At 45.7% G+C, this 15,838-nt stretch carries 13 protein-coding genes and 1 riboswitch; all 13 genes read left to right on the top strand.

All coding sequences use genetic code 11. From position 1 onward, the window contains the following. Positions 1-15 precede the first annotated feature (15 nt). Positions 16-1,896, top strand: a complete 1,881-nt coding sequence (gene selB, locus ACZ449_RS22300; protein WP_464258246.1) for a selenocysteine-specific translation elongation factor — start codon at positions 16-18, stop codon at positions 1,894-1,896. Between the two features lie 362 nt (positions 1,897-2,258). Then, positions 2,259-3,365, top strand: a complete 1,107-nt coding sequence (locus ACZ449_RS22295) for a class II glutamine amidotransferase domain-containing protein (RefSeq protein WP_464258245.1) — start codon at positions 2,259-2,261, stop codon at positions 3,363-3,365. Continuing rightward, on the top strand, positions 3,353-4,990 hold the full coding sequence (locus tag ACZ449_RS22290; protein ID WP_464258244.1) for a glutamate synthase-related protein: 1,638 nt from the start codon (positions 3,353-3,355) through the stop codon (positions 4,988-4,990). The genes ACZ449_RS22295 and ACZ449_RS22290 overlap by 13 nt, the downstream gene beginning before the upstream one ends. Positions 4,991-5,002: 12 nt before the next feature. Further along, positions 5,003-7,312 (top strand): FAD-dependent oxidoreductase, encoded by a 2,310-nt coding sequence (locus ACZ449_RS22285; protein ID WP_464258243.1) that lies wholly within the window; start codon positions 5,003-5,005, stop codon positions 7,310-7,312. Between the two features lie 379 nt (positions 7,313-7,691). After that, positions 7,692-8,870 carry an ABC transporter substrate-binding protein gene (locus ACZ449_RS22280; RefSeq protein WP_464258242.1) on the top strand — a complete coding sequence of 393 codons (1,179 nt, stop codon included), beginning with the start codon at positions 7,692-7,694 and terminating at the stop codon, positions 8,868-8,870. Positions 8,871-8,982: 112 nt separating this feature from the next. Further along, entirely contained in the window at positions 8,983-9,879 is an 897-nt protein-coding gene (locus ACZ449_RS22275; protein ID WP_464258241.1) for a branched-chain amino acid ABC transporter permease, read from the top strand. A 10-nt stretch (positions 9,880-9,889) separates the two neighbouring features. Continuing rightward, entirely contained in the window at positions 9,890-10,858 is a 969-nt protein-coding gene (locus ACZ449_RS22270) for a branched-chain amino acid ABC transporter permease (RefSeq protein ID WP_464258240.1), read from the top strand. Beyond that, complete coding sequence (locus ACZ449_RS22265; RefSeq protein WP_464258239.1) at positions 10,836-11,600, top strand: ABC transporter ATP-binding protein; 765 nt, start codon at positions 10,836-10,838, stop codon at positions 11,598-11,600. Before ACZ449_RS22270 ends, ACZ449_RS22265 begins: the two co-directional genes overlap by 23 nt. 9 nt (positions 11,601-11,609) lie before the next feature. Continuing rightward, positions 11,610-12,314 (top strand): ABC transporter ATP-binding protein, encoded by a 705-nt coding sequence (locus ACZ449_RS22260; protein WP_464261920.1) that lies wholly within the window; start codon positions 11,610-11,612, stop codon positions 12,312-12,314. Between the two features lie 45 nt (positions 12,315-12,359). Next, positions 12,360-13,004: a CBS domain-containing protein gene (locus ACZ449_RS22255; protein ID WP_464258238.1), complete on the top strand. Its 645-nt coding sequence runs from the start codon at positions 12,360-12,362 to the stop codon at positions 13,002-13,004. 50 nt (positions 13,005-13,054) lie between these two features. Further along, a riboswitch (NiCo riboswitch) is annotated at positions 13,055-13,132 on the top strand. 50 nt (positions 13,133-13,182) lie between these two features. Further along, on the top strand, positions 13,183-14,109 hold the full coding sequence (locus ACZ449_RS22250) for a cation diffusion facilitator family transporter (RefSeq protein WP_464258237.1): 927 nt from the start codon (positions 13,183-13,185) through the stop codon (positions 14,107-14,109). Positions 14,110-14,217: 108 nt separating this feature from the next. Then, positions 14,218-15,246 (top strand): selenide, water dikinase SelD, encoded by a 1,029-nt coding sequence (gene selD / locus ACZ449_RS22245; protein WP_464258236.1) that lies wholly within the window; start codon positions 14,218-14,220, stop codon positions 15,244-15,246. Further along, complete coding sequence (yedF, locus tag ACZ449_RS22240) at positions 15,236-15,838, top strand: sulfurtransferase-like selenium metabolism protein YedF (RefSeq protein WP_464258235.1); 603 nt, start codon at positions 15,236-15,238, stop codon at positions 15,836-15,838. The genes selD and yedF overlap by 11 nt, the downstream gene beginning before the upstream one ends.

Genomic DNA, 15,838 nt, shown 5'->3' with positions numbered 1-15,838 from the left:
ACGGAGGCTATTTTAATGAAACATATAATTATTGGTACAGCCGGGCATGTTGATCACGGTAAGTCAGCCATAATTAAGGCATTAACCGGAGTTGACACTGACCGACTGAAAGAGGAAAAACTACGGGGTATATCGATTGATTTAGGTTTTGCCTCGTTGCCCCTGGGAGATAGGATTGTTGCGGGGGTTGTTGATGTACCTGGTCATGAACGATTTCTGAAAAATATGTTGGCCGGAACAGGCGGGATTGATTTGGCTATGCTGGTGGTGGCTGCTGATGAAGGAATTATGCCACAGACCAAAGAGCATTTAGCCATGCTCCAGCTATACGGAATTAAGAATGGCTTGATCGTAATCAATAAAATTGACAAAGTGGATGAAGAGTGGCTGGAATTAATTGAGAGTGAAATACGCGCGTATGTAGGCGATACCTTTTTACAGGATGCGCCTTGTTGTAAGGTATCAGCCATGACCGGGGCAGGAATTGCTGAGCTCAAAATGACCTTGAGTGAGTTGGCGGACAAAGTGCCTGCCCGCGATAGTAATGCTCCATTTAGACTCTGGATTGACAGGGTCTTTACTATCAAGGGCTATGGGGTAGTCGTTACTGGCTCGGTGCTGAGCGGTCGCGCTAGGGTGGGTGACAGTGTTAGGCTATATCCGACCGAAACCATTGTCAGGGTGCGCGGCTTAGAGTGGCATGGCGAGAAAGTGGATAAAATTTCAGCAGGACAGCGGGCAGCTATCAATTTAGCCGGAGTAGAAATAGAACAATTAGAACGAGGTATGATGCTCAGTGCTGTTGAACGGGGCGAAGTAAGTACGATGTGGGACATAGTAGCTGAGTGGCAGCAGGAGGTAGCGAGCGGTCTGCGTGTTCGCCTTCATTTAGGAACTGGCGAATTTTTAGGACGGATATACTCTTTTAAAGATAGTGATCATCGTTATATGCGGCTTATTTTGGAACAACCTCTGGCAGCTGGGGCTGGTGACAGAGGGATAATCAGACTGTATTCACCACAGCATTTACTTGGTGGTGTGACCTTAATAGCCCCAGGGCGCAATAGCAGACGTTTGACAGCCTCGCGGGCGGCGCTTGCAGAATCTAAGGCTCAGGCTGATGAGTTAAATGCGCTGTATCACCGCCTGTCGGAAAGCCGGCAAGTACTAACAAGAGCGGACATTAGGCGGCAAAGTGGCTACCTGCCAGATAAAGCGGTAGATCAGGCTGTTGACAAATTGATGGCAGCTAAGCAGCTGTATTGCCTGGATAAAACCTATGTTGCGGCAGATATGTTTGTCCAATTGACAAATAAGGCGACAACCATTATTGGAAGTTTTCATAAAACACAACCTGATCGGAGTGGCCTGTCCAAAGAAATATTGCGGCAAAAATTGGGGCTTAATGAGAAAAGCTTTGAAATTATTTTGGCGCAGTGGCTTGAAAAAGGAATTTTTGTCAGTAATGGCGGGGACCTTGCGCTAAAATCTCATGCTGTCCAGCATGGAGATTGGCGCAAGGAATTACTGGAAAAGGCCGAGGCTTCACTTACAGATATCGGCTTAACCAGTGTGGATACAGTATTATTATCGCAAAGAATGGCGTTGTCACCTGAAAAGGCTAAGGCGGCTCATGACTCATTAGTTAGGGCTGGAGCCTTGATTAAGCTGGGTGATAATTTTGTATACAGCAAAACAATTCAGTACATTGTTCAGGTTATACACAGGCACTTCAAAGAAAAACAGACATTAACAGTGGCGGAATTACGAGATTTGTTGAACACTTCCAGGAAGTTTGCCCTGCCGATTATGGAATACATGGATATGCATAAATATACAATACGAGAAGGAGATGTGAGGCGCCCAAGCAGCAAAATACTGAATTTGTCAGAATAAACTTACTTTAATTATGCATATTGACAACATGTTAATATGTTTTTATAATTAGACTCAAAACCAACATGTGTACACTTGTGTATTTTATTAAGGTACATGTGTATTTTGAGGGAGCGTGTCTAGGGTTCCGCGCAGCGATGCGGCTGGACCAAGCGACACAGGTGCAGCGTGGCACAGCACCACACCGTGGGTATAAAAGACCCGGCGGAAGGTCCCAATAGTTAGGGGTTCTTCGCCAGGTCTTTTTTTGTCTCTCAATAAAGAGGCAAATAGGCTGGCGCTTTCATTTGAAAATTGGTGCAAGCCGTGTTTTCTTTATTGAAAGTAGTTTGAGCAATTATTGGAGAGGGTGGGAGAGTAGGATGTGTAGAATCGGAGCTATAAAGAGCAAAATAGCATTTCATCCATCACTGGCGTTGCATTTGATGCTGCCTCAGCAAGAGGGACATGACAACTCGGGTTTTGCCATGGTGATGCAAGATCTTGATGGGGTTTTTGCCAATTGTAAGGATAAGCCATTATTGTCATTAGCCTGTACGCAAAAAGGGGCATCCATGGTAGAGCATTTCATGGAAACCAATAACTTTACCCCTGTGCATGAGTGGATTCCTAGGGGTGTTCACCAGCGAGGTCTTGATATTAAGGCTATGCCTTACTATATTTTTCGGGCCTATGATTATCCAGAGTATTATCAGACAGCTACACAGGAGGCCAAAGAGGAACTGTTATTGGATACCCGTTTGGCACTTAGGGCACTATTAGAGGCTGAAGACCAAGGCTATGTATATTCATTTTGGCCAGATGTTTTAACCTTGAAAGAAATTGGTGATCCCCGCGATATTGCGGTCTATTTTAAACTTTGGGATAATAATGGCGACTTGATGGCCAAGAATGTTGTTGTCCAGTGCCGGCAAAATACTAACTATGATATTGTGCGCTATGCTGCCCATCCCTTCTTCCTGCAAGGCTATACACTATGTGCCAATGGGGAAAACACCTTTTATACCAAAAACAAAGAATATCAAAAATCACTACATCGCGGTTATATAGGTTTTGAGTCTGATTCTCAAAATTTTCTTTATACGTTGCATTATGTCCTTAATGTGCTCAAGTGGCCGATAAAATATTACAAGCATGTCATTACACCACTGCCATTTGCTGAAATTGATCAGCGCCTTGATAAGCGTGAATTGACAGCTATTCGCCAATCATTGGGACATTTAGAAATAAACGGGCCAAACACTATCATTGCCATGCTGCCAAATGGACGTATGATGACTTGTTGTGATTCTAAAAAACTGCGTCCGGTTGTTGTGGGTGGAGATGGCACTACCATTGCCATCTCATCAGAGGTCTGCGGTCTTAATCAGATATTACCTAACCGCAATCAGGAGCTTGACATTTATCCAAATGAACGGGAAGTTGTGGTTATTACCCCAGAATTGGAGGTAGAGCGATGGAAGCAGTAAACGTACAAGATGTTAGCGTCAATGATTTGCCGTGGAAAATACAATATAAGAGTGAGCGATGTACCATGTGTGGCAGTTGTGTGGCAGCATGCAGCTTTACTGCCATTGAGGTGGCTATGGAACGTCGGTCAGTTACTGTTTCCACCGGACATCAGCCTGAACCCAGCCAACGTCACATGGCAGTGCCAGTCATTAGGCAGAGAGCAGTTGTAGCTAACGCCTGTGTTGGGTGCGGTATGTGCGAAAAGGTCTGCCCCAATAATGCGATTAAGCCTGTGCGCAACCTGGACTCCCGCATCAATTATCTAAACCGGAGCGGCGGTGCACCTGTCAAACGCGGCGGCCGTAATGCCATCTTTGCGAATGACCGGACACTGGATAAAATTGTGGTTGGGCGCATTTCACAGATGACTGATCCGGCACTAGATTCAGAACGACATACCTTTGATATCTTAGCGCCTTTTGGTCGAGTACTTTTGCCTAATGAGTTACCGCTTACCTCTAATGGGCAGGAACTCAAGCTGACAGAGAAAACGCCGCCGGTAAATTGGATCTATCCGGTAATCTTTAGTGATATGTCCATCGGGGCGCTTTCCACTCGGGCCTGGGAAGCAGTTGCTTTGGCGACAGCTTACTTGAATGAAAAACATAATATGCCTGTAAGAATGTGTTCTGGCGAAGGTGGCATGCCGATTAAGCTAATGAAGTCTGAACACCTGAAATATATGATTCTGCAGATTGCCTCAGGGCACTTTGGCTGGAACCGGATTATTCAGGCTATGCCGCATATGAAGGTAGACCCGGCTGGTATTCTGATTAAAATTGGGCAAGGAGCTAAGCCTGGTGACGGGGGTCTCCTGCCAGCGGCCAAAGTATCCAAAACTGTTCAGGCCATCCGAGGTGTGCCTAAGGCTGACTTGTTATCACCACCTAATCATCAGGGCCTATATTCTATTGAAGAGTCGGTACAAAAGATGTTTATGTCCATGAACGCAGCCTTTAAATTCCGGGTGCCTGTTGCCATTAAATGTGCCGCTTCGGCGACCTCGGTTTCGGTATATAATAACCTTATTCGCGATCCGTACAAAATCTGTGGTGGTTTCTTTATTGATGGTATTCAAGGCGGTACTGGTGCAGCCAATGAAGTATCACTAGATCATACCGGTCACCCGGTGGTAGCTAAAATTCGAGAGTGTTACTTGGCGGCTGTTAAACAAGGTCGCCAGGGACAGATTCCGTTATGGGCCGGCGGTGGTGTTGGCTTAACTGGTAATGCGGCTGCCGATGCCTTTAAGCTCATTTGCTTGGGAGCCAATGGCGTATTTTTAGGAAAACTACTGATTCAGTTATGTGGTTGTGTGGGAAATGAGCATGGGCGCTGTAATGCCTGCAACACGGGCAACTGTCCGGCCGGGATTTGTACGCAAAACCCGCGGCTGGTTAAGCGGCTGGATATTGATAAAGCAGCTCAGAACATTGTCGAATATATGCTGGCCTTAAACAGCGAACTCAAAAAACTGATGGCGCCAGTTGGTAACAGCTCGCTGCCAGTTGGCCGTTCTGACGCGTTGGTAACTACAGATAAAGCTATTGCTGATAAACTAGGCATTCAATATGTATGTTAGGGGGAACTGCGCATGTTTAAAATAAATACGATCGATGGTAATAACCGGATGTCAACGCAGGACCTCTTAGAGCGTATCAATGCGGCGTTGGCCCAAGGGGAAACCGAATTCCATATTGAAGCAGCAGGTCAACACGATATTGGTGGTCCACTTTGGCATCCAGAAGGAAAGCCTTTAAAATTCTATGTAAAAAATGCTGGTCAGCGCGTGGGCTCCATGTGCTTGCCTGGAACAGAAATTATTGTAGAAGGTTCAGTTTCCGCCGATGTTGGCTGGCTTAATGCCGGTGGACGGATTGTAATAAAAGGCGACGGTGGTGATACCACGGCTCATTGCGCAGCTGCTGGCACCATTTATGTAGGTGGCCGGGCCGGCACTCGTTCCGGTTCGTTGATGAAACATGACCCATATTTTGAAGCGCCGGAGTTCTGGGTGCTAAAAAATGTAGGCAGCTTTGCCTTTGAATTCATGGGTGGAGGTACGGCGGTAGTATGCGGTTATGATAGCCAGCAATTTGAATCGGTATTAGGCGATCGCGCTTGTACTGGTATGGTTGGCGGTATTGTCTATTTCCGGGGCGTTGCCAGTGGTATTTCGGCTAAGGACACCAAGATCCTAGGCTTGAATGCCGAAGATATTGCCTATCTTGACGGTAAAATGGATGATTTTCTGGGCGCTGTCGACCGCTCAGAGTTAAGGAAAGAACTGACTGATTGGGTCCAGTGGCATAAGGTAGTGCCGCTTTCCTATGAGGAACGGCCCAAAAAAAACAATGCCAACATACATGACTTCCGTATAGATAAGTGGGTCCCTGGCAGTATTTTCGGCGATGTATGCGAAGATGATTTTGCGGTAATTGGTGCTATTGCCAATGGGAAGTACCGCCGTAACGTGCCTATATGGGAAAATGGCAAATATAGTGCGCCTTGTGAATTCAATTGTACAGCCTCCATTCCTTCACAACAGCGGTTTAACCTGTTAAGGGACGGCAAGATTGATGAAGCCTACAGGCTTGTACTTGAATATACACCTTTCCCAGGTTCGGTATGCGGAGCGGTTTGTCCCAATCTTTGTATGGATGATTGCACTCGTAAAACAATAGATATTTCGGCTCAGATTGGTAAGTTAGGTCAATATTCCGGTCAAGCTGAGTTGCCTAAAGCCGAGGCCAAAACCGGCAAGCAGGTGGCTGTTATCGGTGGTGGTGCTGCCGGATTAACTGCTGCTTGGCAATTAGCCCTGCTAGGTCATGATGTAACGGTATTTGAAGCTGATAAAAAAGTAGGCGGCAAAATGGAACAGGTTATCCCTCGTTCCCGCTTGCCACAGGAAACTCTGAGCCGGGAGATTTCCCGGATTGCAGAGATGGGTGTTACGTTTAAAACAGGGGTTAGTGTAGATAAAGAAAAATTTGCTACAATAAAAGACAGCCATGATGCCGTAGTTATTACTACCGGCGCTCATGTTACAAAAGTGATCCCCTGGCCAGGACATGAAAAAATTGTCAACGGTCTGGACTTTCTAAAAGAGATCAACCTGGGACAAAAGCCGGCTATTGGTAAAAACGTTATTGTTATCGGATGCGGCAACTCAGGGATGGATGTAGCGGTTGGCGCTTACGGCCTTGGTGCGGAGCAGGTTACATGTATTGATGTTCAGCGCCCGGCGGCCTTTGAACAGGAGATTGCCCATGTTACGGAGTTGGGAGCCGAAATACTTTGGCCAGTATTTACCAAAGAGGTCACCGATCAAGGCATTATTACCCAGGACGGTCAACTGATTAAAGGGGAAACAGTAATCATTGCCATTGGCGAAGTGCCTGACCTTACTTTTATACCTGAAGGCATTGTTCTTGAACGTGGCTGTTTAAAACCGGCCAGTGATAATAGTATTGCTCCGGGTATCTTTACTGCCGGTGATACCATCCATCCTGGTCGGCTGGTTGACGCCATTGGCGCTGGCCGTCAGGCTGCGCTGGCTGCGTCTGCTTATCTGAACCAAAGCAAATTTGCTTTGGCAGAGAAACCGAAAATCCCGGCCAGTCGGATTAGTACAGCCTACTTTAAAAAATGCCATAGCTGCGATGTTCCTGAGGCCAATAGCGATTATAGCCGCTGCATCAGCTGCGGTACTTGCCGTGATTGTCATATGTGCCTTAAATCCTGTCCGGAAAACGCTATCACTCGTGTTGTGGGTGAAGCTGGTGCCGAGTATATCTCCGATCCTGATAAATGTATCGGTTGTGGTATTTGTGCAGGGATCTGTCCTTGTGGTGTTTGGAATATGGAACAAAATGCTGAGCCTATCGTTTTTTACAAATAGCTTCATATACACAGCAAAACAAAACACAAAATATCAAGACAGTCAGTATCCTATGGAAAAAATATCCATTAACATGCATGAATGAAAAAGCGGTGAGGCGAGGGCCTTATCGCTTTTTTCAGGAATACTACAAGCAATGTCCACCAGAGATAGACAAAGAGGCTGATGTACTATGCTGAGAGTATTGACAGAGATGGACAAGCCCCCTATAATTACACTGTATGGCATACACCTATGTGTTGTTAGTGGACACGGAGTACTAACAGCAGGAGGACTGGCAGTATAATAACAGGCAAGTTCTCGGCATTATGGGGGGCGATAATGTACATACTATTCGGCGTCAGTTTCTTTCAGAGTTACGTATTTGGGAGGGGAAACCATGTTGAAAACAAAATTCACCAAGCTAGTCAGTGTAATGGTAAGCGGCCTTATGCTGGCAGGTCTAGTTGCAGGCTGCGGTGGTAGCGGCGGACAACAGGCTGATGTAATTAAACTGGGAGCCAACTTAGAAATGACCGGTAATAATGCCACCTTCGGTCAATCGGCGACCAATGGTGCTAAGCTGGCAATTAAACAGATTAATGCCAAAGGCGGTGTTCTGGGCAAACAACTTACCTTGGTTGTAGCTGATAATAAGAGCGAGGCCGCAGAAGCAGCTAATGCCATGCAAAAGCTTGTAACCCAGGATAAAGTAGTAGCCGTTATTGCACCGATTGCCTCCTCAAGTGTTATTGCTGCGGCTCAAGTGAACGCCGATAACAAAGTGTTGGCTATTAGCCCGACAGCCTCTAATCCCAAAGTTACCGTCGATCCTAACACCGGTAAGGTTCGCGACTTTAACTTCCGAGCTGCCTTTATTGATCCGTTCCAAGGTTCGGTAATGGCAACCTTCGCACAAAAGTCGCTTAAAGCCAAAACGGCTGCATTATATATTGATAATACCAGTGACTATGCTAAAGGCTTAGGCCAATTTTTCAAAGAAACCTTTGAGAAAAATGGCGGTACAATTGTAGCAAACGAAGCCTATTTAGCAAAAGATACTGATTTTAAAGCTACCTTGACTAAAATAAAATCGCAAAATCCGGATGTAGTATTTGTACCCGGTTATTATCAAGAAGTGGGTATGATCATAAAACAAGCTCGCGAGCTTGGTCTAACTGTTCCGTTTTTAGGTGGCGATGGCTGGGATTCAGCTAAATTACCCGAAATCGGCAGTGCGACAGCCTTAAATAACACGTTCTTCAGTAACCACTATTCACCTGATGATAACAGTGCAGCAGTAAAGGATTTTGTTGAAGCTTATAAGCAAGAATATAATCAGACACCAGATGCCTTTGCGGCATTATCCTATGACGCTACTATGATGGTTATTGATGCCATGAAACGGGCGAACAGTGCTGACCCTGTTAAGATTAAAGACGAATTGGCTAAGACCAAAGAATATCAAGCCGTATCAGGTTTAATTAGCTTTAATGCTTCCCATGATCCTGTTAAGAGTGCCGTAATTATTGAAATGAAAGACGGCAAGCAAACCTTTAAAGAAAAGGTAAATCCCTAATAAAGGGTGCGTTACGTCCCCTATGGCCGCGACAGTTTCTGTCGCGGCCATCCGGACTAAACGTCCCTTCAACATATAATACTATTTTTCGAAATGGAGAGGGGAGAGCGCAGTGGATTCCTCAAGCTTAATCGTACAATTCGGCCAACAGTTAATTAACGGTATTTCCCTGGGCAGCATTTATGCGCTCATTGCACTGGGTTATACGATGATTTACGGTATAATCAGGTTGATCAATTTTGCCCACGGTGATATCTACATGGTGGGTGCGTATGCAGGCTTTTTTGCCACTACAATGTTTAAATTTTCTTTCATTCCCGCATTGATTTTTTCGATGGCCGCTGCCGGTGTTATAGGTATGGTCATTGAAAGAGTGGCCTATCGACCGCTGCGGAATGCGCCGAAAATTGCCATATTAATTACGGCAATTGGTGTATCGCTTTTTTTAGAATATGGCGGAATGTTGCTGGTATCACCACAACCGCGTACCTTCCCCGTGCTTTTTGAGTCCGAGGTATATAATATTGGCGGAATGGTGATAAATAGTCAGCAAGTGGTTATTTTAGTGGTATCCCTGCTGCTAATGGTCATTCTGACCTATGTCGTAAATAAAACCAAGATGGGCAAAGCCATGCGTGCAGTATCGTTTGATACGGAGGCTGCTCAGCTTATGGGTATTGATGTGGATAAGGTAATTTCCTTTACTTTTGGTATAGGCTCAGCATTAGCTGCTGCCGCAGGCGTACTTGTCGGCATTTATTACAACTCAATTGATCCACTGATGGGTATTATGCCTGGCCTTAAGGCGTTTGTTGCCGCGGTTCTTGGCGGTATTGGCAGTCTACCAGGCGCTATGCTTGGTGGCACGATTCTGGGTATCATTGAAGCTTTAGTCAGCGGTTTCTGGTCTTCCACTTTTCGGGATGCGGTGGCCTTCGCTATTTTGATTATCATTTTATTGTGGAAACCGGCAGGCCTCTTGGGTAAAAATATCCGGGAGAAAGTGTAGGTGACAATCCATGAAATTATTACAAAAAACTAAATCAGATATAATGGCATTGGTGGCTTGCTTGGCAGTGTATGCCATTATTCAAACTTTGATATTGACTGATGTTATTGGTCCTTTTTGGCAGCTTAATATTGTGTTAATTGGGATTAATATTATTTTAGTAGTAAGCTTGAACCTCATTAATGGTTTTACCGGCCAATTCTCTATTGGCCATGCGGGTTTTATGGCTATTGGTGCCTACGTCAGCGCGGTGCTTACGGTTAAGTTTCAACTGCCGTTTATTGCAGCTATTGCTGGCGGTGCGCTTGGGGCCGGAGCCTTAGGCTTTGCGATTGGGTTGCCGACATTACGGCTAAATGGTGATTACCTGGCCATTGCAACCTTGGGCCTTGGTGAAATCATTCGGATCACTATTCTTAACATTTCGTATGTCGGTGGGGCGTCAGGCTTTATGGGTATCCCCCGCTATACTGACTTTACCTGGATGTTTGCCTTTACGGTGTTTACCGTGTTTGTTATTAAAAACTTTATTGACTCGACACATGGCCGGGCCTGCATCTCTGTTCGGGAAAATGAGATTGCCGCCGAAGCTATGGGAGTTGATACGACAAAATATAAGGTATTGGCGTTCACAATTGGGGCAGCCTTCGCCGGTGTAGCTGGTTCCTTATTCTCTCACTACTTTTATATCGCCCATCCCGCCTCTTTTACTTTCATGAAGTCGTTTGATATTTTGACCATGGTGGTACTAGGTGGTCTGGGCAGTATTAGCGGGAGCATTACAGCCGCCGTTTTACTGACTTTTGTCTCGGCAGCGCTAGCCAGCTACCCAGAGTGGCGGATGATTATCTATTCGTTGATGCTAATTATTCTAATGCTGTATCGGCCGCAGGGCTTGTTTGGTAACAAAGAACTAAGCCTGAAGATGTTAAGCCGCTGGACTGGAGGTAAGAAACATGGCTCTACTCAAGGCAACTAAGCTATCTATCGTCTTTGGCGGTCTGCGGGCAGTCTCTAATTTCAACGTTGAAATTGCTCCTGGCGAGTTGGTTGGACTAATCGGCCCTAACGGTGCTGGTAAAACAACGGCCTTTAACCTCTTGACTGGTGTATATCAACCCACCGAAGGACAAATTGAGTTTGATGGTAAAAGTACTGTTGGTCTTAAGCCTTATCAAATTACCCAGCGAGGCATAGCGCGTACCTTCCAAAACATTCGCTTGTTTGCTGATTTGAGTGTGCTTGATAACGTTAAGATTGCCTATCACTTTCACGTCAAATACGGGCTGGTGGAATCGATGTTCCGCATTGGCCGTTACCATAAGGAAGAAGCGGAAATAGAAGAAAAAGCCATTAAGTTTCTGGAAATATTCCAACTGGCTGATAAAAAAGATGAAATTGCTAAAAATCTCCCATATGGTGAGCAACGGCGGTTAGAGATTGCCCGGGCCTTGGCGGCTCAACCCAAGTTGTTACTGTTAGATGAGCCTGCTGCTGGGATGAATCCGCAGGAAACGCAGCAGCTAATGGAAATGATTCGCTGGATTAAGAAGGAGTTTAATCTGACTATTCTCTTAATTGAGCATGATATGAGTCTTGTTATGGGTGTGTGTGAGCGGATTTATGTGCTTGATTATGGTAGCATAATTGCGCAAGGTACGCCGATGGAAATCAAAAATAATCCGCGGGTTATCGAGGCCTACCTCGGTGAGGAGGTTTAGCGCATGGCAATGTTAAAAGTTGATGATATAAATGTATATTATGGTGCTATTCACGCACTAAAAGGCATTAGTGTCGAAGTAAATCAAGGGGAGATTGTAACTTTGATTGGCGCTAATGGTGCAGGTAAGAGTACAACCCTGCGTACCATTTCCGGGCTTCTGAAGCCGAAAACAGGTCAAATTATGTTTGAGGGTAAAAATATTGCCGGCATGGCAGCCCAGAACATTGTTAAGCTGGGAATTTCCCAAGTTCCCGAAGGCCGGCGGGTGTTTGCGCATATGTCGGTGCTGGAGAATCTGGATCTTGGTGCCTATTTGCGCTCTGATACTAAAGAGATCAAGGCTGATATGGACATGGTGTTTGGGCGCTTTCCTCGGTTGGCCGAACGGCGTGGTCAGCTAGCTGGAACGCTTTCTGGTGGTGAGCAGCAAATGCTGGCAATGGGCCGGGCGCTGATGAGCCGTCCCCGCATCCTGCTGTTAGATGAGCCGTCAATGGGCTTGGCACCGTTATTAGTAAAAGAGATTTTTTCTATTGTTAAAGATATTAATGAGACTGGTACAACTATACTGTTGGTCGAACAAAATGCTCATATGGCATTATCTATTGCCAATAAGGCGTATGTGCTTGAGACAGGGCGGGTTATTCTGTCCGGTGATGCCAAAGAGTTGGCTGCCAGCGAAGAAATTAGAAAAGCATATCTTGGTGGCTAATAAATACGTATACTATCCAAATACAAAGTAGGGGAGTGTTATGCTATGATCGTATCAAAACGAATGACAGCCAATCCTACTACCATTACCTCTGGCATGACTGTTGTTGATGCCTTACAGCTTATGCGCAACAATAAGTTTCGCCGCCTGCCGGTAGTGGATAATGGCAAACTGGTGGGTATTGTTACTGACAGAGATTTGCGGGAAGTATCTGCTTCTCCGGCGACATCTTTGTCTGTATTTGAACTTAACTACCTCTTAGCCAAAATGCAGATTAAAGATATTATGACTAAACCGGTAGTGACAATTAATGTGGAGGCTACGGTTGAAGAAGCAGCCCTTGTGATGTATACTAATAAAATTGGCGGATTAATTGTTGTTGACGCCAATCAGCAGGTTGTTGGTATTTTAACTGAAACTGATATATTTAAAGCCTTTGTTGATGCAATGGGGCTGCCTCAAGGCAAAACCCGCCTGAGTATTCTTGTTCCTGATCGGCTGGGGGTTGTCAATGATATTTCTGGCGTGTTTACAGAAGAGGGGGTCAGCATGGGGAGCTTTGTCAGTTATCCAACAGATGACGGGCAATATGAAGTAATTATCCGTGCTGACATAAAAGATGTAAAAAAACTTACCGATAAGCTTGCCGTATTGGGCTATCCGGTGCATCATATTGTTCAGATTGGTTAATTGCGAGAAACAGCTGTGAAAATTTTACACATTTTGTTTGCTGTGCTAATATAATAACATAGGAACAGGCGGTCGGTTATTGCCGACGTAGCCGGGCAAGTAGCAGCAGGTAAGCCTGTGGGACCTATATGGTCCCACAGGCTTACCTGTATTTTAGTGTTATTGGAGGGAAAGAAGATTGGAAGCGAAGAACAATCAATTGAAGCAACAAACGGCGCGACTGTCGGTAGTATCCAATACACTGCTTGTTGCGCTAAAATTGTTTGTCGGCGTATTTACTGGTGCTGTCAGTATTATTTCGGAAGCTGCCCATTCTGCCGTTGATTTAATTGCTGCTCTGGTAGCCTATATTGCCGTAAGAAAGTCTAGTCAACCACCAGATAGTCAACATGCCTATGGTCATGGTAAAATTGAAAATCTATCAGCGGCTTTTGAAGCTGTACTTATTGTAATGGCAGCCCTGTGGATTGTGTATGAATCAGTTGGGAAGATAAACACGCCAAATGCTCCGCAATACCTGGAATATGGGCTGCTAGTAATGGCACTGTCGATAGTTGTTAACTACTGGGTATCCAATAAACTGTATGAGGTAGCTATGAGTACTGGTTCGCATGCCCTAGAAGCTGATGCATTGCATCTGAAAGCTGATATCTGGACAAGTGTTGGTGTATTTATTGGGCTTGGAATTATCAAGCTGACTGGCTTATACTGGCTTGATCCGCTTATTGCTATTGCAGTAGCTTTAGTCGTGTTTAAGGCGGGTTTTACTATGACCATGAAGAGTGTTTATGAGTTGACTGATGTTAGTTTACCAGAGGAAGAGGAAGCAGTGATTAGAACCATTGTCAAGAGTCATCCGGCAGTTATGGCTTTTCATCAGCTGAGAACCAGACGGTCAGGCTGTGATCGACAGATTGACATGCATCTGGTGCTGCAAAAAGATATGAATCTTGCCAAGGCCCATGCTGTGTGTGATGAGATTGAGGCCAAGATAAAGAGCCAATTTTCTCCATGCAATGTTGTTATCCATCTAGAGCCTTGTGACTATCTTGATGGTTTTAGCACTTGTCCGCCAGAATGCAGTGAAAACTGCAAATTCGAGTGAACAGCCACTATATGAAATCCAATAAATAAAGATTTTCTTCTCAGCAGGGTATAAGCTATTCAGGGTATAATATATAGCAGAGAATGTGGCAAAGGAGGTGCATTACTTGTGGTTAAACTTACAGAATATACCCAGCGCGGCGGCTGAGCGGCTAAAGTGGGGCCAGGGGACCTGGCCGGAGTATTGAGTAAACTGCCAGTGGTGCAGAATTCCAATGTACTTGTGGGCATTACGACATCCGATGATGCCGGGGTATATAAGCTGAATGAAACAACGGCTTTGGTACAAACGGTGGATTTTTTCACACCTATTGTCGACGATCCCTATCTATTTGGACAAATAGCTGCGGCCAACAGCTTGAGTGATATTTACGCGATGGGGGCAACGCCGATGACAGCGCTAAACCTAGTCGAATTTCCTAATTGCAAATTGCCAGGGGAAGTTTTGCTGGCTATTTTGCAAGGCGGCCAGGATAAAGTAGCTGAGGCTGGGGCCGTAATTATTGGCGGTCATACCATTGACGATAATGAGCCCAAATATGGATTAGCGGTTACTGGAATTGTGCATCCAGATAAGGTTTGGACAAATGCGGGGGCCCAGCCAGGAGATTGCTTAGTCCTAACAAAAGCGCTGGGAACGGGTATTTTAGCATCGGCCGCGCGGGCTAATCTATTTCCCCATGGAGTTATGGTAGCTACGGCCAGTATGGCAACTCTCAATGCGGTGGCCGCAAAGGTGGCAGAAGGGTTTACTGTTCATGCCTGTACCGATATTACTGGTTTTGGTCTTAGTGGTCATGTGTATGAGATGGCGGCCGGCAGTAAAGTGGCAATTACTATTGATAGTGCAGCGCTGCCGTTATTGCCTGATGCAGTTGAGGCTGCTTCCATGGGGTTGGTACCAGGCGGGGCGTATGCCAACCGTAGCTATTTAACTACAGTTACGTTTGCGGAGAATGTACCGGAAGCTGTCAGAGATATTTGTTTCGATCCACAAACATCAGGTGGACTCTTATTTGCCGTACCTGCCAGGGAGGCTGACGAACTGGTGCTGGCGCTGCATTCATCCGGAGTAGCATCAGCCAGTAAGATTGGGCATATAACTAACGAGGGGAGCGGAGAAATTTATGTCAGATAGAATAGTTGATTGCCGGGGCATGGCCTGCCCAGGGCCGGTTATTACTACGAAAAAGGCGATTGAGGAGACCAGCTCGGGGCGAATTACCATTATTGTTGATAACGAGGCCGCTAAAACCAATGTTGCCAAGTTTGCGGCAGCCAATGGTCTGGGGGCAGGCGTGGAAGCCAAAGACGGACAGTATTATATTAGTATTATTAAGGGGACAGGCCAGCTGGCTGAGGCTGATGATCGCAGCCAAGCAGCCATAGGTGACACTAGCAGCCAGGTTTACTTGATTACCCAGGATACATTGGGACATGGTTCGCCTGAACTAGGGACGGTACTTGTCAAGGGATTTATGACAACCTTGTTAGAAGTCAAGCCGCAGCCAGCGGTAATCTTGATGATTAATTCTGGTGTCAAGCTGGCGGTGCAAGGATCACCAGTGCTCGACCAACTAACAACACTTGCCAGCCGGGGTGTGTCCATTTTATCGTGTGGTACATGCCTCGATTATTATCAGCTAAAAACTGAATTAGCAGTTGGTGAAATAACCAACATGTACACCATTGTGGAGACAATCACCAAACACAAAACAGTGACCTTATAA

Source organism: Desulfosporomusa polytropa (genome assembly GCF_055380075.1).
Note: the sequence above shows the minus strand (reverse complement) of the source record. Positions and strands in the feature narration are given on the sequence as shown.